Here is a 20280-nt window from a genome sequence, read left to right on the forward strand (position 1 = left end):
GACGAGCCCCCATGAGCAGACGTGTTCCCCACGGCCGGAGCGGATCACGGCGTGTCGCTGTCCTGTTGTCCGCGATCGCGTGCTGCTCCGTTCTCGTCTCGTGCAGTTCGGACGACGGCGGCGGCAGCAGCACGGCCTCCGTCACCCCGCCGAACAAGTCCGACTTCACGGGGTCGGCACCCTCCGCCATCGCCTCGGCGGCCTCCTCGATCATCGCGTCGGCCAGCGAGCGGGCGTCGTCGGCGGCGGCCTCCGTGGAAGCCAGGGCCTCGGAGTTCGCGGCCTCGGTGTCCGCCGACACCGTCCGCGCCGCGGCTACCGCCGAGAAAGAGCTGAAGGACGTCCAGGGCAGCGGCAACGCGACGTCCGAGGTCAGCATGAAGGGCGTGCCCACGGCGGAGACCGGCGGGCTGCGGGCCGTACTCGTCACCATCACCAACACGACCGACAAGACCGCCTCGTACGCCGTGCAGGTCGACTTCAAGAACCCCGACGGCAAGGTCGTGGAGACGAGGTTCGTGGGCAAGGAGAACCTGGAGCCGGGGAAGAAGGCGACGCCGATCGTGATCAGCAGGCAGCCCGCGGAGCCCCAGCTCACCGCCGTGCTGGTCAAGGCCCAGCGCTACTGACACGGGCGACGCGGACGGACACGGGCGTCGGCCACGCCCTCGCCCCGGGAAGCCCGTCCCCCTGTCGGGGACGGGCTTCCCGGGCCGCGCCGGTGGAAGCCGCGCGGACGGGGAACGGTCAGGGATACGAGACCACGGTGGACGGCACGGTGGAGGTGCCCGAGGTGGGGGCGCCCGTGTCGTTGATGACGCGCTCGTACTGTCCGTTGCCGCCGAGCGAGACGACCAGCAGATCGTGGAACTTCACGCCGGGCCTGTTCGGCGCCGCGAAGCCGTGGTGCTGGACGATCGTCGGAGCGACGTTGTAGTAGCAGTAGCTGCCCAGGCCCCAGCCCTCATGGGTGGTCACGGTGTCGGCGACCTTGTAGGCCGCGTACCCCTTGACGCTCCCGTTCTGGATGGCGGCCTGGTTCGGCGCGTCGTACGCCTTCTCGTTCTGGAAGAAGATCGTGCGGCCCCGCTGGCCGTACCACTGCACGTCGTACTTGTTGAAGTGCTCGACGAACAGACCCGTGGCCAGGACGTCGTCGCCGTTGACGCGGATGCCGTAGTCGGCCCGGTTGGTGTCCCAGCCGACGCCGGTGCCGTGGTCGGCCCGCCAGATCCAGGTGTGGTCGACGATCGTGTGCCGGCTGTTGACGACGACGCTGGTCGTCGCCTTGCCCGCGCCCGCACCCCCGATGCGGACGAAGACGTCCTGCACGGTGGTCGGATTGGCCGAGTGGTCCGCCGACGCCCCGGCCGGACCGATCTCCAGGAGGGTCGCGGAGTTGACGGGACCGGCGTCGATGAGGAAGCCGGCCAGCCGGACGCCGTCCACGTCGGCCGTCCTGAGCACGGTCACACCGTTGTCCGGGATCAGCGTGGCGTAGCCGAGGCCGAGGACCACGGTCCCCGCGCGGTTCACCTGGATCGGCTGGTCCAGGTGGTAGATCCCCGGTGTCAGCAGCAGATGGAGTCCTTGCGTGAGCGCGGCGTTCAGGGTGGCGGCTGTGACACCGGGCCTGGCCACGTAGAACTGGCCGAGCGGCAGGGAGGAGCCGCGCGGGGTTCCGTTGCCCCAGGTGACGCCGCGTGCGTTGGTGCGCTTCTCCGGCAGGAACACCCGGTACTCACTGCCGTTGAGGTACAGGAACGGCTTCTCGCGCGACACCGGTGTGGTGTCGAGCGTCGTGTACGGAGGGTTCGGGAAGGACTGGGCGGGCGCTCCCTGGACGCCCGAGAACACCATGTTCCAGACGGCGTTGACCCAGCCGCCCACCGAACTGTCGCGGGTGTACCACTGCTGCTGCGAGTACGGTCCGACCGAGCCGTCGATCCGGCTGTCGGCGATGTAACCGCCGCTGGCCCAGCCGTAGCCGTCGGGCGCCAGGTTGAGGCCGCCCTTGACGTGCATACGACGGAACGGCGCGGCCTGCGCCACCGCCCACCGGTTGGTGCCGCTGACCGGGCTGAGGGCGAGATTCTCCGCCGAACGCCAGAAGTTCTGGGTGGCGTTGCCGTTGAACCAGCCGGCGTCGACGGTCACGTCACCGTTGATCGTCGTGTCGTCCGGTGACAGGCCGAGACCCGCGATCGAGGTGTAGAAGCCGAGCTGGGCGTTGAGCCCGTTGTACGTGCCCGGCTTGAAGAGGAACGCGTAGCGGCCCGTGCCGAACTGCGCCGACTCCTGCTGCCGGAAGATCTGGTCGAGCCTGGCCTGGATCCCCGGTGTCGAGGGATCGAACACGATGACGTTCGGGCCGAGGTCACCGCCGCCGGGAAGCGCCGACGGCCGCTGGGCGGGGGAGGCGGACCCGGCGGGCGGGGCGGGTGCGGCGGACGCGGGTGAGGACAGCGCGAGCAGTCCGGGCGCCGCCGCGCCGGCCGCCATCGCTCCGAGGACGGTGCGTCGCGCGACGGGGGAACGGCCGGAGTCCGGGACGTCTGTGGGGGCTTGAGACATGGGGGGCGACTCTCCTGGTTCAGAAAGTGAACGATGGGAGGTACGGGGGAGCGCTCTCTCGCCGATGCATGCTTCATCCAGGTGAACGACGCGTCAAGAGTTGTGACCGGAGTCCCGGATGTTGTTGCACGGCGAAGCAGCGACAGGGTGTGGATTTGGGATGGTTCACCGCCCTATGGGCTCACTCGAAGATCGATGGCGGGTTCGGGGCTGTATTCAAGAGGTGAGCACACGACTGTCGCGTGATCCTTCGTCAACTCCCTTGACACTCCCGCGCGACCGCCACAACACTCCTCGAACGGGAGAGCGCTCTCCCATTCTCTCGGCACATGTGATGGACCGTCACGCGGACGGCCCGGCGGCACCGTGCTCATCGCCGCTCACGGCCGTCCGACCCCCACCGTCCCCATCGACGTGGCAGGAGGTCTCCATGGCACGGAGATCGAAGATCGTTTCAGGAATCCTGATGTCCGGCGCGCTGGTGCTGACCTCGCTCGGCCTGGCCGGAGTGGCGATGAGCGCCGACCCCTCGTCCCGCCCGGCGGCGTCCGCGGCCGGTGCGCCGGCCGCGCACGCGGCGCACGTGATGGCCGCCTCCACGCTCTCCTCGCCCGAGGACCCGGACGGCGACGGCTACATCCCGGCGAATCCGCAGGTGACCGGTGTCGTCCCGTCCAAGGCGGAGCCGGCGCACCGCTACTTCCACGAGTTCCAGGCGAACTGTTCGGTGTCCCACACCCGGCCGGACGACCCGATCGTCTACCCCGGCCAGCCGGGCAAGTCGCACGACCACACCTTCATGGGCAACACCACCACGAGCGCGGCCAGCACCACCGCCTCGCTCGGCGCCGGCGGGACCACCTGCCGGGCCCCCGGTGACAAGTCGGCCTACTGGATGCCGACCCTGCTCAACGGCAGCACGCCCGTGCTGCCGGTGGGCCCCCAGGTCATCTACTACAAGGCAGGGGTCACCGACTACACCAGCGTGCGTCCCTTCCCGAAGGGTCTGCGCTTCGTCGTCGGCAGTCCCCTGCAGTCGGCGGCCGACTTCCGCAACCACCGCGGCTTCGTGGAGGGCTGGGAGTGCGGCGACAGCTTCTTCAACATCGACTTCCCGCGGCAGTGCCCGGACAGGGCCGACGTCCAGCTCAACATCCGTTTCCAGGCGCCGAGCTGCTGGGACGGCAAGTATCTGGACACCCCCAACCACCAGGGTCACATGGCCTATCCGGTGGTCAACCCCGGCACCAACAACAACATCTGCCCGGACGACCACCCGGTCGCGCTGCCGATGATCGAGTTCAAGATGGCCTTCCCGGTCAACGGTGACATGTCGCAGGTCAGGCTTGCGAGCGGCGCCGGCTACTCGTTCCACTACGACTTCTTCAACGCGTGGGACCCGGCGACACAGAAGGCGCTCGTCGACCACTGCGTCGTCGGCGGGCTCCAGTGCGACGCCCGCGGCTACGACCAGACGCACCCCGAGGCGGGCGCGGCGCTCGACGCGAACTACCGGCTTCCCTGAGGCGGCGCGGACGCGTTCCGCCGGTCCGGCGCGCACCCGGCCGGCGGAACCGTCCGTCCCCGCCGCCCCGCGCACCCGTACCTCCGCACCCGCACCCCTTCCCCGGCACCTCCCCACCCGTACACCGGACGGATTCCCATGACCGGATCGCGTACCACCCGGCGCCGTGTCGCGGCGCCCCTCACCGCGGGCCTGCTCGCCGCGGGAGCACTCGTCCTGCCCTCCCAGCCGGCCCAGGCCGCCGGCGGCGTCGTCAAGGTCACCGGCTCGCAGGGCAACTGGCGGCTGACCGTCGACGGAAGCCCGTACCAGATCAAGGGACTCACCTGGGGCCCCACCGTCGCCGACGCGGGGCGCTACATGCCCGACCTGAAGTCGATGGGCGTCAACACCGTCCGCACCTGGGGCACCGACGCCTCCAGCAAGCCCCTGTTCGACGCGGCGGCGGCCCAGGGCATCAGGGTGATCGGCGGCTTCTGGCTGCAGCCCGGAGGCGGTCCCGGCAGCGGCGGCTGTGTGAACTATCTGACGGACACCGGCTACAGGAACCAGGTACTGACCGAGTTCCCCCAATGGGCCGCCGCCTACAAGGACAACCCGGGCGTCCTGATGTGGGATGTCGGCAACGAGTCCGTGCTCGGACTCCAGAACTGCTACGGCGGTGCCGAGTTGGAGCGCCAGCGGGACGCCTACACGACGCTCGTGAACGACATCACCAAGAAGATCCACGCCGTCGACCCCAACCACCCCGTCACCTCGACCGACGCGTGGACCGGCGCCTGGCCCTACTACAAGCGGAACGCGCCCGATCTCGACCTGTACGCGGTCAACGCCTACAACGCGGTCTGCGACATCAAGTCGGCCTGGCAGCAGGGTGGTTACACCAAGCCCTACATCGTCACCGAAACCGGTCCCGCGGGCGAGTGGGAGGTGCCGGACGACGCCAACGGCGTCCCCGCCGAACCGGCCGACCGGGCGAAGGCCGACGGCTACACCCGGGCGTGGAACTGCGTCACCGGCCACCAGGGCGTCGCGCTCGGCGCCACGATGTTCCACTACGGGACGGAGTACGACTTCGGAGGCATCTGGTTCAACCTGCTGCCCGCGGGCGAGAAGCGGCTGTCGTACTACGCCGTGAAGAAGGCGTACGGCGCGGACACCTCCCGGGACAACACCCCGCCGGTCGTCTCCGACCTGACCGTGGAGGGAGACGCGGGCAAGGTACCCGCGGGGCGCGACCTCACCCTCTCCGTCAAGGCCACGGACCCGAACGGTGATCCGGTCACGTACGAGGTGCTGGACAACAGCATGTACATCGACCAGGGCGGACAGCTGAACCCGCTGCCCTTCACCGACCTCGGCGGCGGCCGGCTCCGGGTCACCGCGCCGGACCGGCCCGGAGTCTGGAAGGTCTACGTCAAGGTCAAGGACGGCAAGGGCAACGTCGGTGTCGAGACCCGGTCCGTGCGCGTGGTACCACCCACCCCGAGCGGAACGGACATCGCGCTCGGCCGGCCGGCCACCGCCTCCTCGTTCCAGACCGGCGGCGGCGACTGCCCCTGCACCGCGGCCGGTGCCGTGGACGGCGACCTCGGCACCCGCTGGGCCGGCGACTGGAGCGATCCCCAGTGGCTGCGGGTCGACCTCGGTACCCGAACCCCGTTCCGCCATGTGCAACTGGTCTGGGAGACCTCGTACGCCAGGGCCTACACCGTGCAGACCTCGGACGACGGGCAGGACTGGACCACCGTCCGCACGGTCACCGACGGCAACGGCGGCGTGGACGACCTCGACGTCACCGGGGCGGGCCGCTACGTACGGGTGAACGGCACCGCGCGAGGAACCGGATGGGGTTACTCGCTCTACGAGTTCGGCGTATACAACTGAGTCGAGCACCGATGGGGAGAGCGCTCTCCCGGGAACGAGGCGGCACTTGACGGAGAAGACGGACGACGAGGCGGAACGCGAACGGCTCCTCGGCAAACTGACCCTCCGCGAGAAGGTCCGGCTGCTCACCGGCGCGACCACCTGGCGCACCAGGGCCGAACCAGCCCTGGAACTGAGGGAGATGGTCCTGTCGGACGGTCCCGCCGGAGTACGCGGGCAGTCCTGGGACGAGCGCGATCCGGCCCTGCTGCTGCCCTCGGCGTCCGCGCTCGGCGCCCTGTGGGACGAGGAACGGGTGGAGCGCCTCGGCGGGCTGCTCGCCGCCGAGGCGCGCCGCAAGGGCGTCGACGTCGTCCTCGCCCCCACCCTCAACCTCCACCGGACACCGCTCGGCGGGCGGCACTTCGAGTGCTTCTCCGAGGACCCCGAACTGACCGGCCGCACCGGCGCCGCGCTGATCCGGGGCATCCAGGCACACGGAGTGGCCGCCACCGCCAAGCACTACGTGGCCAACGACTCCGAGACCGACCGGCTGACCGTCGACGTACGGGTGTCCGAGCGGGTCCTGCGGGAGGTGTACCTGGCGCCGTTCGAGGCGGCCGTCGAGGCCGGCGTCCGGGTCGTCATGGCCGGGTACAACGGCGTCAACGGCACCACGATGACCGCCAGTTCCCTGCTCGACGAACCCCTCAAGGGGGAATGGGGCTTCACCGGCGTGGTGGTGTCCGACTGGGGCTCGGTGCGGTCGGGGGAACCGGCCGCCCGCGCCGCCCTCGACCTCGCGATGCCGGGACCGGAGAGCGCCTTCGGCGAGGAGCTGGTGCGGGCGGTGGAAGAGGGGCGCGTTCCGCGGAACGCCGTCGACGACAAGGTGCGGCGGCTGCTCGGGCTCGCCGCCGCGTGCGGCGCGCTGGGGGAGCCGCCGCGGGACACCCCGCCCGCCATCGGCCGGGGCGAGGCCCGCGCGCTGCTGCGCGGGGCCGTGGCCGCGAGCACCGTCCTGCTGCGCAATCGCGGTGTCCTCCCGCTCGATCCCGCCCGGTTGCGCACCGTCGCGGTGATCGGCGCGCACGCGACCCTGCCGCGCGTCCAGGGCGGCGGCAGCGCGGGAGTCTTCCCCGAGCGGGTCGTCACTCCGCTGGAGGGGATCAGGGCCGCGCTCGGCGACGGCGTACGCGTCGTCCATGTGCCGGGCCCCTCGGCCGACGCGCCCGCGCCACCCCTGACCCCGGACCTGTGCGCCGATCCGGTCACCGGCGACCCCGGTGTCCGGCTGCGCGTGCTCGACGCGGCGGGGCGTGAACTGTTCTCCGAACACCGCCTCGGAGGGCGGCAGTTGGAGCCTCCGCTGCCGCCGGGTGCGCACACCGTCGAGATCGCCGCCCTGCTGCTTCCGGTGGTCTCGGGGCGGTGGACGCTCGGAGTCGGCGGGTTCGGGCGCCTGAGCATCACGGTCGACGAACGCGTGGCCCTGAAAGGGGAGTTCGGCAAGGAGACCGACGATCCGGCGGTCGTCCACGTGAACCCGCCCGTCCACGGCGCGCCCGTCCGGCTCACGGCGGGACGCGCGGTGCGCGTGGTGGCCCGCCGCGAACTCGCCCCGGACACCGGCCGGGCCACCGTCGTCACCGCGGCCCCGCCACCCCCCGACGACGGTCCGGCCCTGGCCGACGCGGTGCGGGCGGCCCGCGACGCGGACGCGGCGATCGTGGTCGTCGGCACCACCGAACACGGCGAGTCCGAGGGATACGACCGGACGGACCTCGGGCTCGGCGGACGCCAGGACGAGCTGGTCCGCGCGGTGACCGCCGCCGAACCGCGCACGGTCGTCGTCGTCAACAGCGGCGGACCGGTCGAACTGCCCTGGCGCGCGGCGGCCGGTGCCGTCCTGCTGACCTGGTTCCCCGGCCAGGAGGGCGGCGCGGGCCTCGCCGACGTGCTGTTCGGCCGCGCCGAACCCGGCGGGCGGCTGCCCACGACCTGGCCGGCGGCCCTCGCCGACGCGCCGGTCACCCGCACCCGGCCCGAGGACGGACACCTCGACTACACCGAGGGCCTGCACATCGGCTACCGCGCCTGGGCACGCCACGACCGCGAACCCGCCTACTGGTTCGGGCACGGACTCGGCTTCACCACCTGGGCGTACGAGGGGCTGGGCATCCCCGACGACATCGTGGCCGACGAGCCGTTCACCGTGCGGGTCGACGTACGCAACACGGGTCCCCGGCGCGGACGCGAGGTCGTCCAGGTCTATCTCGCCGGGCCCCCCGGCCCGCCGGACCGCCCGGAACGCCGGCTCGCCGGGTACGCCGCGGTGAGCGCCGAACCGGGCGAGCGGGCGACGGCGTCGGTGCGGATACCGCCCCGGGCGCTGCGCCACTGGGCCGAGGACGAACACGCGTGGCGCACGCGGCCCGGCGCCTACCGTGTGCTCGCCGGCAGCTCCGCGGGCGCCCTGCCGCTGACGGCCACCGTCCTGGTCCGGCCCGCCGGCTGATTGCCGGAGGCCGGGGAGAGCGCTCTATCCCGGGGCGGTGCCGTGCCGTTAGGGTGCCGCCATGAGCAGACAGGCTCCCACGCTGGAGGATGTCGCGCGGGTGGCCGGAGTCTCCCGCGCGACCGTGTCCCGGGTCATCAACGGTGTCCGCAATGTCGACCCCGGAATCCAGGAGGTGGTGCGCCAGGCCATCGACCGGACCGGATACGCGCCCAACCGGGCCGCCAGATCGCTGGTGACCCGGCGCAGCCAGACGGTGGCGCTGATCGTCTCCGGCGCGGGCGACACCCCGGGGGAGGCGCAGAACGCCTTCGCCGCACGGGTGTTCGCGGACCCCTTCTTCGGACGGGTCGTCAGCGGCGTGGTGGGGTACCTGCGTCCGCGCTCGATGCATCCGCTGCTGATGTTCGCCGAATCCGAGGAGACCAGGAGCCAGGTGCTGGCCGACCTCCGGCAGGGCAGCGCGGACGGCGCCCTCGTCGTCTCCACCCACGCCGACGACCCGCTGCCCGCCCTGCTCGCCGACGCGGGTCTGCCCGCCGTCCTCTTCGCCCGGCCCTCCCGCCCCGTGCGGCTCAGCTATGTCGATCTCGCCCACCGCGAGGGGGCGCGACTGGCGGCCGAACACCTGCTGAACCGGGGCTGCCGGCGGATCGTCACCGTCACCGGGCCCCTCGGCATCGCCGCGAGCCAGGACCGGCTCGCCGGGTTCCGCGACACGATGGCCCGCGGTGGACACCCGTACGTCCCGGTCGCCGAGGGCGGGTTCACGCTGGACAGCGGCATGGCGGCGATGTCCGGCCTGCTGTCCGAACACCCGGACGTGGACGGGGTGTTCGCCGCCAATGACCTGATGGCCCAGGGCGTGTGCCAACTGCTGCGGGAGCGGGGCAGGCAGGTACCGGACGATGTCGCGGTCGTCGGCTTCGACGACTCCAGCGTGGCCGTGACCTGCCGTCCTCCGCTGACCACGGTGCGCCAGCCGGTGGAGGAGATGGCCGCGGCGATGGCCGCCCTCCTGGACGAGCACATCCAGGGCGTTCGCACCGAACCCACGTCGCTGATCTTCGACCCGGAACTCGTGGTCCGCGCCTCGGCCTAGGGCCTGTCTGACAATTCGCGTCGTCGCCCGGAGGGCGGCCCGGGGGCGTCATGGGGGTCCCCCTGCTCGAGCGAAGCCGAGAGCTTGGGGGAGCGTGCTCTCGGCGTGCCGGCCCCAGGCCTGCGTACTGGGCGTACTCGGGTCTGGGGCCGGTGCGGCGAGAGGGCGTGCATGGCGTCGCCGGGCAGACGGGAATTGTCAGACAGGCCCTAGGCTTCCGCCCGTCGTCCGTGCCGGAGCGAGTCCTCCGCGTGTCCTGTCGTGTGTCCGCCGTCCCCGCCGGTGACGGAGACTGGACCGGCAAGGACGGACGAGCACCCGGCCGGGCAGATGGGCCGGCGACGGAAGGCAGGCTGATGACCCACCCGATCACCGTGGGCGTGGACGGATCACCCGAGAGCAGGGCGGCGCTGGCCTGGGCGGGCCGTGAGGCCGTCCGCCGGGGTGTGGCCCTGCGGGTGGTGTACGCCTGGCACTGGCCGCCGCACGACATGGTCGGCGGCGGTGACCGGGAGGACCAGGCACGCTCGGCCCGCGGCATGATCGAGGACGCGGCCCGCGCGGTCGCCGACCGGCACGAGGGTCTGCCGGTGACGGTCGACGTGATCGACTCCGTCGACGGCGACGTGGTGGAGGCGTTGCTGGGTGTCGCGGCCGACACGCGGACCCTGGTCCTCGGCTCGCGCGGATACGGCGCGTTCGTCGGCTTCCTGCTCGGTTCCGTCGGACAACGGGTGATCGCCGAGGCGTCCTGCCCGGTGGTGCTGGTGCGTTCGGAGGACCGGCCCGAGGACGAGGCGGGCGGCCGCGAGATCGTCGTGGGCCATCAGGGCGGACCCGAGGACGACGCCGGTCTGCGTTTCGCGTTCGAGACCGCGGCGGCCCGTGGCGCGGCGGTGCGGGCCGTACGGGCGTGGAGCCTGCCGCCGGTGTTCGCCTACAGCCCCGGTTCGCTGAAGATGCTCGACGAGGCCGGCGGCCTGGAGCCGTACGAGAGGAAGGCGCTGACCGAGGCGCTCCTGCCGTGGCGCGAACGCTTTCCCGAGGTGCCCGTCACCCAGCACATCGAGATGGGCAGCGCGGGCCAGGTGCTGCTGTCCCTCTCCGACCGGGCCCAGTTGCTGGTCGTCGGCCGCAGGGCAGACCGCTCCGCGGTCGGCGTCCGGATCGGTTCGGTGGCCCACGCGGTGATGCATCACGCGCCCTGCCCGGTGGCGGTCGTTCCGCACGCCTGACCCGGTACCGGGCCGCCGGCCCCCGCCGTGGACTCCCCCGGTCGAGAGCCGGCCGGGGGAGCCCGGGCCGAGACCGGCCGGGTGCGCGTCGAGCGGGACCGGTGACGTGGAGCGGGGCGGGGCGGGACGAGGCGCCCGGGCCGGACGGCGGTTACTCGTTGTCGGCCCGGGACATGCGCAGGGCGAGATCCTGGAGCAGATCGGCCGTCGAGACGTCGGTGCGCCCGGAGTCGTGGAGGTCGGCGAGCTCGGAGAAGAGGAACGCGAAGGCGCCCACCAGCGAGATGGCGGCGGGCAGGTAGGCGTCCGCGACCGCCTGCCCCGCCTCGGCGGGGCCTGCGTCACCGGGCACCTCGACACGCGGGAACACCTCGGTGACGAGAGCGCCCAGGTTGTTCTCGGCCGATTCGACCCCGGCCTCCTCGTCCTGGGCGATCCTGCGCACCATGGCGTTGGTCTCGGTGAGCACGCCGATGGCGCGCAGGATGATCTCCGTCTGTTCCATGCCGTGAGCCTAGACGGGCGAAGCCCCGCTGTGACCAGGACCTTGGTCTCGGGATGGTAGACAGTGCCCATGAACGACAACTCCCGCGCCCGCCGGGCCCGCGCGCGATGACCGCCGGCATCGACACCCCCGACCGCCGGGGCCGGACCGGACTCGACCGGACGGGCCGCGACCTGACCGGCAATCCCCGGGTCAGGATCCGCGACGTGCACCTTCTGTCCTGCCACTGGTACGTGGAGCGCACCACCACCTTCGACCTCCAGCTCGCCGACGGGACCTGGAGCACCCAGGAGCGCGAAACCCACGACCGCGGCAACGGAGCCACCCTCCTGCTGTACGACGCCGAGCGTGAAACCGTGCTGCTGACCAGGCAGTTCCGCTATCCCGTGTATGTCAACGGGCACCCGGACGGCATGCTGGTCGAGACACCCGGCGGCCTCCTCGACGAGGAGGACGAGCACCCCGAGGACGCCGTACGGCGCGAGGTCATCGAGGAGACCGGGCACACCGTCGGCGCGGTGGAACACGTCTTCGACGTCTACATGAGCCCGGGTTCGGTCACCGAACGGGTGAGCTTCTACGCCGCCTCCTACGGCCCGTCCACCCGCACCCACGAGGGCGGCGGACTCGACGAGGAGGGCGAGGACATCGAGACGATCGAACTGCCCTTCCGCGAGGCCCTGTCGATGATCCGCACCGGGGGGATCGCGGACGCCAAGACGATCATGCTGTTGCAGTGGGCCGCCCTGGAGGGGCCCTTCGCCAAGGCTTGACCTCAAGAGCACTCCAACGACCAGACTCCCGTTCGGGCCCGGGGACTTCGGGCCCGAACGGGAGGGAACACCATGCGCTACCGCACGATCGGCACGGACCCGGCGACCCGCCGTGAGGTGAGTGTGCTCGCGCTCGGCGCGATGCTGTTCGGCTCACTGACCGACGAGAAGACGTCGTTCGCCGTACTGGACCGCTATGCCGAGGCCGGCGGCAACTTCATCGACACCTCGGACAACTACGCCTTCTGGACCGACGGAGGGCAGGGCGGCCAGAGCGAGGAACTGCTCGGACGCTGGCGGCGCAGCCGGGGCGTCGGCGACGAGATCGTCCTCGCGACCAAGCTGGGCGCTCGCCCGCTCGCCCCGGGGACCGGCTACGTCGACAACCCCGAGGGACTGTCGGCCAAGGTGATCCGCGAGGCCTCCGAGCGGAGCCGGGAACGCCTCGGCGTGGAGAAGATCGACCTTCTGTACGCGCACATAGAGGACCGCACCGTCGAACCGGGCGAGACCGTCCAGGCGTTCGCCGAACTCGTCGCGGGAGGCAGCGTCGGACTCCTCGGGGTGAGCAACCACGCCGTCTGGCGGGTGGAGCGGGCCCGCGCCCTGGCAGCCCTGGCCGGACTGCCCGGCTACGAGGTCCTCCAGTACCACCACAGCCTGCTGCGCCCGCGCTCCGACGTACCCAGCGGGCTCTTCCCCGAGGGCGGACTCGGCGCCGCGACCGGTGAACTCCTCAGCTACCTGGGGGCGGAGCCCGGGCTGACGCTGGTCGCCTACTCGCCGCTGCTGGGCGGCGCCTACGGGCGCCGGGACAAGCCGCTGCCGTCCGACTACGACCACCCGGGGAACACGGCCCGGCTCACCGTGCTCAAGGAGGTGGCGAAGGAGACGGGGGCGACCCTCAACCAGGTCGTGCTGGCCTGGCAGATGGGCGGCGAGCTGCCGGTGATCCCGCTGGCCGGTGCCTCCTCGGTGGCCCAGCTGGAGGAGAACCTGGCCGCGGTGGACCTGGAACTCACCCCGGACCAGCGGGCCCGTCTGGACGCGGCCCACTGACATCCGCCGGGCTCACTGACCTTCGTCGGGCCCACTGACATCCGTCCGGCCCGTGCCACCGTGAGGAGCGGTCCGGACGGGTGTCCGGACCCGGGCGTTCACCCCTCGCCGGGCGGTCGGCGGGTGGTGAGCAGCAGCGCGATGTCGTCGGGGCGCTCGTCGGCCTTCCGGGCCTCCGCGGTGAGCAGGTCGGCGGCGCTGGACAGGGACGGACCGCCCGCCGTGCGGTGCCGCGGGGGGTCCGCGTCGGCCAGGGTCGCGCGAAGGGCCTCGACCCCGTCGTCGATGTCCGTGCCGGGCCGCTCGACCAGCCCGTCCGTGTACAGGGCCAGGACGGCGTCGGGCTCCAGCACCAGGTCCGTCACGGGGTAGTCGGCGTGCGGGTCCACGCCCAGCACCACGCCGCCCGGCAGGTCCAGGACCTCGGTGCGGCCGTCGGGGTGGCGCAGCAGCGGCTGCGGGTGCCCGGCCCGCGCGGCCTGCGCGACACCGGTCAACGGATCCACCCGGACATAGCAGCAACTCGCGAACTGGCCCGGATCGAGGTCGATGAGCAGCCGGTTGGTGCCGCTCATCACCTCGTCCGGAGGATGATCCCCGAGCGCGAACGCCCTTACCGCGCTGCGGAGTTGACCCATGGTGGCGGCGGCCTGGACACCGTGGCCCTGGACGTCCCCGATGACGAGGGCGAGCCCGTCGCCGGCCTCGACGACGTCGTACCAGTCGCCGCCCACGTCCATGCCGACGGTGCCGGGCAGATAGCGGCCCGCCGTCTCCACGAGGGGGTGTGCCGACAGCCGGTGCGGCAGCAGGGCCTCCTGGAGCCCGCGGGCGAGCGCCGCCTCGCTGTCGTAGCGCCTCGCCCGTTCCAGGGACTGCGCGATCAGCCCGGCGAGCGCGGTGAGGACCGTACGTTCCTCGGTACTGAAGCCGCGCGGCCGGTCGAACCCGAGGATGCAGGAGCCGACCGGCCGTCCGGAGGCGATCAGCGGCAGGAAGGCACGGGCGCCGACGGTGGCGTCCAGGGAGATGCCCGGATAGGCGGCGGCGAGCTGTTGCATCGACTCGAAGAAGAGCGGCCGGCCGCTGGTGAGCGACTCGACCCCGGGCAGTTTGGCGTCCAGGCCCACACCGTCGAAGGGGGCGAGGAACCCTTGCGGGAAGCCGGTCTCCCAGGCCAGATAGAGCCTGCGGTCCTGGAGCAGATAGATGGCCAGGCGGCGGCTGCCGAACGCGGGCAGCAGCTCGCGCATCACCACCTCGGACACCTGCCGCGCCGTCACCGCCTCGGTCAGCGCGATCGCCAGGACGATGGGCCGGTACTGCGGTGCCGTGCCCGGGACACCGGGGTCGGGCTCCTCGACCTCGGCCCGTACCGCCTGTGTCGCCTCGACGTCGAACGGGGCATTCCCGGTGGCCCCCGAGGCCCGTCCCAGAGGCATGATCTTGCAGGTCACCCCGTGCGGTCCCGGATAGACGGAGAAGCTCAGCCAGGTTCCCGTCAGGTGTCCCGGAGTCGTCGCGGTGCCGTGTCCCAGCGGGCTGCGGGCCCGGAAGTGCACCGGGTCCGGTGAGAACAGCGCGCTGCGCAGGTGATCCTCGTAGGCGGGGTGGTCCATCCAGGGCACCGCGTCCCACAGCAGCCGCCCCATCAGCTCGGCGCGTGGGCGGCCGAGCAGCTCGGCGGCGCGCGGGTTGGCGTAGGTGATCAGCCCGATCCGGTCGATCGAGAAGACGCCCTCGGGGAGCTGGTCGGCCGCCCCGTCCGCCGCCGGTCCCGGTCCCGGGTCGACGAGCGCGCCGCTGACCCGGTAGGGCGGGGCGTCCGCCCCTCCCGCGGTCCACAGTTCGAGGAGCCGCAGTCCGCCGTTGCCGGTCCGTACGGGCAGGGGATGGGGTGGGGGCCGGCCGGCGGCGGTCTCGCGCAGGGCGGCCAGCAGCAACCGGGGCTCGTCGTGGGCCAGCGCGTCCGCGAAGGCATCGGGGGTGCCCGTGAAATCCTCCTGGGGTATTCCCAGCAGCGCCCACAGGGCGTCGTCCGCGATCAGCGCGCCGTCGTCCGGATCCCAGGTGAAGCCCCCGACGCACCGGGTGGACGGGCCGTCGACCGGCGGCCGGGTTCCGAGGGGGTCGCTGTCCCACAGGACCGAGACCCCGTCCTTGTCCAGCTTCGCCAGCCGGGATCCGAGCTCCGCCGCGACCGCCGTCATCCGGTCGCGGTCCGGCAGGACCTCGGTGGCGTCGGAGGCCGGCGGGCGCAGCACGGTCAGGACGCCGTACGAGGTGGAGTCGCTGACGACGGGCACGTAGAGCGAACCGAACTGGAACGGCAGTCCCGCCGCGAGCTGGGGGTAGCGGCGCATCGTCTCCGTCGGATCGGCGAGCAGCACCTCCACACCGAGCCGATGGGCGTCCGCGACCGGGAACGGCCGGTCCACGTGCATGCGCGACCAGGGGCGGAAGAGGGGCCCCGGCAGCCCCGCGAGCACGGCGAGACGCAGCAGGCCGGGCGTGCCGGAGCGCAGGTACACGCCCCCCGCGAAGCCGCGGGCGGCCCGGATCGCGTCCGTCACCGCGTCACTGAGCAGGGAGGTCAGGCTGTCCGGCGCCTGGCCCTCACGCTCGGCGCTCCCTGTCATCGATCTGCCCTCGTCCGCCCGCCACCAGGGGGGTAACACAGCAAGAATGCGCCTCTCGGGTCGTTCACCGCACCTCGACGTCTTCGAGGGCACCAGGAGGTGAGGCCATTCTTCCCGGCCGCGCCCGAATGTGCCCAGCGTGAACATACCGGCTCGGGCCTGGTTCGGGAGCTGTCGGGAAGCAGGTGATTCAGGAGGCCGGTCCGGGCCGCAGCGTCTCGGCGGCGACGGCCGTCACGGCCTCGGCCAGCGCGCCGAGGGCGGGGAAGTCGAGCTTCCACTGCTGCCAGAACAAGGGGACGTCGATGCCCCGGTCCGCCGCGAGAGGAACCAGTCCTCCGGCGCGCAGCAGCGGTGCCGCCTGGACCTCGGGCACCATGCCCCAGCCCATTCCGGCCGCCACGGCCTCGACGAACCCCTCCGACGTGGGGACGAAATGGCGCAGCGCGCTCCCGCCTGGACCGCCCGTGAGGGCGCGGACGAAGTCGTCCTGGATGTCGTCGTTGCGGTCGAACGCCACCACGGGGGCGGAGCCGATCAGCTCGCGCAGGGGTGTGCCGGTCGTCGTGCCGAGCCACCGCTCGGCGCAGCCGGGGCTCGCCACCGGCAGGTAGCGCATGATCCCGAGGGCACGTACGGAGCAGCCGGCCACCGGCTCGGGCGACGAGGTGACCGCCGCCATGACCGTTCCCTCGCGCAGCAGGGCCGCGGTGTGGTCCTCGTCCTCCCGGCGCAGTTCGAAGCACAGCCGCAGGTCGCCCGGTACACGGGCGAGCGCAGGCAGGAACCAGGTCGCCAGCGAGTCGGCGTTCACGGCGACCGACAGCCGTGTGGGCTCACCGGATCCGGACATGCCGAGCTCGGCGTGCGCGTCGCGCTCCAGCCGGGCGAGTCGGCGCGCGAAACGCACCACGATCTCGCCGGACTCGGTCGGGCGCACCGGCTTCGTCCGTGTCAGCAGGACCCTGCCGGTGCGCTGTTCGAGCGACTTGACCCGCTGGCTCACCGCCGAGGGCGTCACGTGGAGGGCCGTGGCCGCCGCGTCGAAGGTGCCCTCGTCGACCACCGCGAGCAGGGTGCGCACCTGGTCGAGGGGGAGTTCCGTCATCACGACCGCTAAGGATACGTAAGAATCTTTAGCTGTACTTCCGGCGATTCGTTTTCTAGCGTCGACGGCATGACAGACGCCCTGGCCGCAGCGGCCGCCGGATTCGGCGCCGGCCTCTCCCTCATCGTCGCCATCGGCGCGCAGAACGCCTTCGTCCTGCGCCAGGGCGTCCGCCGGGACGCGGTGCTCGCCGTGGTGGGCATCTGCGCCCTGTCCGACGCGCTGCTCATCGCGCTGGGAGTCGGCGGGGTCGGCGCGGTGGTGGTGGCCTGGCCCGCGGCGCTCACCGCGGTCGGGCTGATCGGCGGCTGTTTCCTCGTCGTCTACGGAGTTCTCGCCGCCCGGCGGGTGCTGAAGCCGTCGGCCCTCCGGGCGGCCACCGGCTCCCCGGGCTCCTGGCGCCGTGCCGTCCTCACCTGCCTCGCCCTGACGTGGCTCAACCCGCATGTGTACCTCGACACCGTGTTCCTGCTCGGCTCGCTGGCGGCCGGCCGTGGATCGCTGCGCTGGACGTTCGGGCTGGGCGCGGTACTCGCCAGCCTGTGCTGGTTCGTCGCCCTGGGGTTCGGCGCGCGACTGCTCGGCCGTTTCCTCGCCCGGCCGGCGTCCTGGCGTGTGCTCGACGGCCTGGTCGCCACGACCATGATCGCGATGGGTGCCACCCTGATCGCCGGAGCCTGACCCGCCGCACCGCACGTACGGTCCGCACCACCCGGCCCGCCGCAAACGTCCCGCCCGCCGCACGCCCCGCGCCGCGCCCCGCTCCGGGCGTGCGCCGTCCCGCAGCGCCGAGCGCCCGTGTGCCTGCATGCCCGCCGGAGTTTCCGCTCCGCCGGGGTTTCCGTCCCGCCGTGCGCCGTCTGCCCGTCTGCCCGTCTGTCCGTACGCCCGTCTGACCCGCTGGGGCATCCGGCCCCGCCGTACGGCGGTCGTGAGACCGGCCCGCGGGGCCGGTCTCCGGGCGCCCCGTGCACCGATCTCGTCCCCCCGGGGGACACCCGCCGCCCGCGCTCGGCCATAGTGATCCCCGAATCGAAAGATGTATCGAGCAACCAGGATGAGCGTGGACACGAGCCAGAGCAGTACGGACAGCGGCGCCGCGGACCCCGACGGGAGGGCGGAGACCGAGCGGTCCGGCCGCTCCGGATGGCGGCGGTGGGCCATGGACACCCGGCCGCTGCGCCGTCCCGCCTACCGCCGGCTGTGGTCGTCGACCGCGGTCACCTCCGTGGGCAGCCAGCTCACCGCTGTCGCCGTGCCCAAGCAGATCTACGACATCACCGGCTCCTCGGCCTGGGTCGGCTACGCGAGCCTCGCCGGCCTGCTGCCCCTCGTGGTCTTCGCCCTGTGGGGCGGTGCGGTCGCCGACAGCGTGGACCGCCGCAAGCTGCTCCTCGTCACCAACATCGGCATAGCCGTCACCTCCCTGCTCTTCTGGGTCCAGGCCGTCACCCAACTGGAGTCGGTGCTCGTCCTGATGGTCCTGCTCGCCCTCCAGCAGGCGTTCTTCGGCCTCAACTCACCGGCCCGCAGCGCGTCCATCGCACGGCTCGTCCCGGCGGACGAACTGCCCGCGGCCAACGCCCTCGGCGCGACCGTCATGCAGACCGGTTCGGTGGCCGGGCCGATGCTCGCCGGTGCCCTCATCCCCCTCATCGGGCTGCCCGAGCTCTATCTGATCGACGCCCTCGCCCTGTGCGTCACCGTGTGGGCCGTCCTGCGCCTTCCGGCACTGCCGCCCCTCACCGGAACGGCCTCCCAGCGCGCGGGCCTGCGCGAAGTGGTGGCCGGTTTCCGCTACATCGCCCTGCACAAGGTGCTGCTGCTGTCCTTCCTCGCCGACATCATCGCCATGGTCCTCGGCATGCCGCGCGCGCTGTTCCCGCAACTCGCCGCCGAGACGTACGGCTCCTACGGCGAAGGGCTCGCGCTCGGACTGCTGTTCGCGGCGATCCCCATCGGCGCGGTCGTGGGCGGACTGATGTCGGGCACCTTCTCCCGCGCCCGCCGGCACGGCCTGATGGTCATCGTCTCCGTCGCGGCCTGGGGCGCGGCCGTCGCCGGGTTCGGTCTCAGCGGCAGCCTGTGGCTCGCCGTGGCCTTCCTGGCCGTCGCCGGGGTCGCCGACATGGTCTCCATGGTCTTCCGCGGCGCGATCCTGCTGTCCGCGGCCACCGACGAGATGCGCGGACGGCTCCAGGGCGTCTTCACCGTCGTCGTCGTGGGCGGCCCGCGCGTCGCCGATGTCCTTCACGGCACGGCCGGTTCGGCCTTCGGAGCACCGGCCGCGGTGGCCGGCGGAGGCCTGCTGGTGATCGTGGCGGTGCTTGTGCTCGCTTTTGTCACACCGGCCTTGAGGCGTTACACAATCTGAATACGAAAAACGACCATGGTGGTTCTAGAGTGGCCGCCATGGTGGACACGCGCCCTACGTCGGCATTCCACGCGCAGAACATCAGCGCGGACAGTACCTCCCGTCTGGTGGGAGCCCTGGATGCCCAGGACGTCAACGACGGCGTGCAGCGCCTGCGTTCGTGGGCACACGCGGCACTGGCCGTGCGGCCGGGGGAGCGGGCGCTCGACATCGGCGCGGGCACCGGATCACAGACCCGGCGGCTCGCGGCGGCCGTGGGTCCGCGCGGCAGGGTGCTCGGCATCGAACCGAACCCCGGACTGCGCGCCGTGGCCGAACAGCGGGGCACCGAGGAGCGCAGCGCGGCGCGGTTCGCCGACGGTGACGCCCTCGCCCTGCCGCTGCCCGACGCCACCGTCGACGTGGTGTGGTGCGAGCGGGTTCTCCAGCACCTCGTGGAGCCGGAGAAGGCCGTCTTCGAGATAGCGCGCGTGCTGCGCCCCGGCGGGCGGGTCGCCCTGCTGGACACCGACTGGGCGACCACGATCCTGCACCCCGGCGACCCCGAGACGATCGCCGCGCTCACCACCGGCGCGCTGTCCGCGGCCACCGACCCTTACTCGGGACGCAAGCTGGTCGGACGGCTCACGGCGGCCGGCCTCGTCATCGACGACCGTGGATCGCAGGCGCTGCTCCAGGACCACAAGTCGGTCGCCTGGCCGCTCATCCGCATGCTGGGCGACTCGGCGCTGAGCCGCGGACTCATCGGCGAGACGCAGCGCGACCGCCTGTACGACGACCTCGCGGAAGCCGCGCGCCAGGGCGGCCTGCACATGTCCGTGACGATGTTCGGAGCCGTCGCGCACCGTCCGGAGTGACCGGGTCCGCGTTCACCGTGTGCCGTCGGCGGTGACCGGGTCCAGGAGCACGGCGTAGCGTCCGGATTGATCCGGAATACAATGGAATGGCCGTCGCTGACGGGCCAGTACACAGCTTTCCCCTGGTATTGGGGGTACGCGAACA

At 72.2% G+C, this 20280-nt stretch carries 15 protein-coding genes; 11 read left to right on the plus strand and 4 right to left on the minus strand.

Annotated elements, in window-relative coordinates; genetic code table 11:
* The first annotated feature begins 11 nt into the window (after positions 1-11).
* Entirely contained in the window at positions 12-629 is a 618-nt protein-coding gene (locus ACFYW9_RS31640; protein WP_389157566.1) for a hypothetical protein, read from the plus strand.
* Positions 630-747: 118 nt separating this feature from the next.
* Here the strand turns inward: ACFYW9_RS31640 and ACFYW9_RS31645 are convergent, their stop codons facing one another.
* Positions 748-2574, minus strand: coding sequence for a coagulation factor 5/8 type domain-containing protein (locus tag ACFYW9_RS31645; protein ID WP_389157569.1), 1827 nt, complete (start codon positions 2572-2574; stop codon positions 748-750).
* A 430-nt stretch (positions 2575-3004) separates the two neighbouring features.
* Between ACFYW9_RS31645 and ACFYW9_RS31650 the strand changes: the two genes are divergently transcribed.
* The 5 genes from ACFYW9_RS31650 (at position 3005) to ACFYW9_RS31670 (ending at position 10820) form a co-directional block, all read left to right on the plus strand.
* Positions 3005-4099 carry a DUF1996 domain-containing protein gene (locus ACFYW9_RS31650; protein ID WP_389157572.1) on the plus strand — a complete coding sequence of 365 codons (1095 nt, stop codon included), beginning with the start codon at positions 3005-3007 and terminating at the stop codon, positions 4097-4099.
* A gap of 138 nt (positions 4100-4237) precedes the next feature.
* The gene (locus tag ACFYW9_RS31655; protein ID WP_389157576.1) at positions 4238-5986 is read left to right on the plus strand and encodes a discoidin domain-containing protein; all 1749 of its coding nucleotides are present in this window, start codon (positions 4238-4240) and stop codon (positions 5984-5986) included.
* Between the two features lie 46 nt (positions 5987-6032).
* Positions 6033-8483 (plus strand): glycoside hydrolase family 3 C-terminal domain-containing protein, encoded by a 2451-nt coding sequence (locus ACFYW9_RS31660; RefSeq protein ID WP_389157579.1) that lies wholly within the window; start codon positions 6033-6035, stop codon positions 8481-8483.
* A gap of 61 nt (positions 8484-8544) precedes the next feature.
* Positions 8545-9585, plus strand: coding sequence for a LacI family DNA-binding transcriptional regulator (locus ACFYW9_RS31665; RefSeq protein WP_389157582.1), 1041 nt, complete (start codon positions 8545-8547; stop codon positions 9583-9585).
* A 356-nt stretch (positions 9586-9941) separates the two neighbouring features.
* Entirely contained in the window at positions 9942-10820 is an 879-nt protein-coding gene (locus ACFYW9_RS31670) for a universal stress protein (RefSeq protein ID WP_389157585.1), read from the plus strand.
* A 151-nt stretch (positions 10821-10971) separates the two neighbouring features.
* Here ACFYW9_RS31670 and ACFYW9_RS31675 read toward each other — a convergent pair whose 3' ends face one another.
* A complete protein-coding gene (locus tag ACFYW9_RS31675) occupies positions 10972-11325 on the minus strand; it encodes a hypothetical protein (protein ID WP_328456220.1) in 354 nt (117 codons plus the stop codon).
* A gap of 107 nt (positions 11326-11432) precedes the next feature.
* Here ACFYW9_RS31675 and ACFYW9_RS31680 point away from each other — a divergent pair, with 107 nt between their 5' ends.
* Positions 11433-12098: an NUDIX domain-containing protein gene (locus ACFYW9_RS31680; protein ID WP_389157588.1), complete on the plus strand. Its 666-nt coding sequence runs from the start codon at positions 11433-11435 to the stop codon at positions 12096-12098.
* A gap of 72 nt (positions 12099-12170) precedes the next feature.
* Positions 12171-13157 carry an aldo/keto reductase gene (locus ACFYW9_RS31685; RefSeq protein WP_389157591.1) on the plus strand — a complete coding sequence of 329 codons (987 nt, stop codon included), beginning with the start codon at positions 12171-12173 and terminating at the stop codon, positions 13155-13157.
* 98 nt (positions 13158-13255) lie between these two features.
* Here the strand turns inward: ACFYW9_RS31685 and ACFYW9_RS31690 are convergent, their stop codons facing one another.
* Positions 13256-15796, minus strand: coding sequence for a SpoIIE family protein phosphatase (locus tag ACFYW9_RS31690; protein ID WP_389157594.1), 2541 nt, complete (start codon positions 15794-15796; stop codon positions 13256-13258).
* Between the two features lie 190 nt (positions 15797-15986).
* Positions 15987-16907: a LysR family transcriptional regulator ArgP gene (locus ACFYW9_RS31695; protein ID WP_389157597.1), complete on the minus strand. Its 921-nt coding sequence runs from the start codon at positions 16905-16907 to the stop codon at positions 15987-15989.
* Between the two features lie 66 nt (positions 16908-16973).
* Between ACFYW9_RS31695 and ACFYW9_RS31700 the strand changes: the two genes are divergently transcribed.
* From ACFYW9_RS31700 to ACFYW9_RS31710, 3 genes are all read left to right on the plus strand, one after another.
* The gene (locus tag ACFYW9_RS31700) at positions 16974-17585 is read left to right on the plus strand and encodes a LysE family transporter (protein WP_351871357.1); all 612 of its coding nucleotides are present in this window, start codon (positions 16974-16976) and stop codon (positions 17583-17585) included.
* Positions 17586-17967: 382 nt separating this feature from the next.
* Positions 17968-19278, plus strand: a complete 1311-nt coding sequence (locus ACFYW9_RS31705) for an MFS transporter (RefSeq protein WP_389157601.1) — start codon at positions 17968-17970, stop codon at positions 19276-19278.
* A 38-nt stretch (positions 19279-19316) separates the two neighbouring features.
* Positions 19317-20135, plus strand: a complete 819-nt coding sequence (locus ACFYW9_RS31710; protein ID WP_328456233.1) for a methyltransferase domain-containing protein — start codon at positions 19317-19319, stop codon at positions 20133-20135.
* Positions 20136-20280 lie beyond the last annotated feature (145 nt).

Origin of the sequence: Streptomyces sp. NPDC002698 (genome assembly GCF_042888945.1) — a bacterium.
GTDB lineage: Bacteria > Actinomycetota > Actinomycetes > Streptomycetales > Streptomycetaceae > Streptomyces.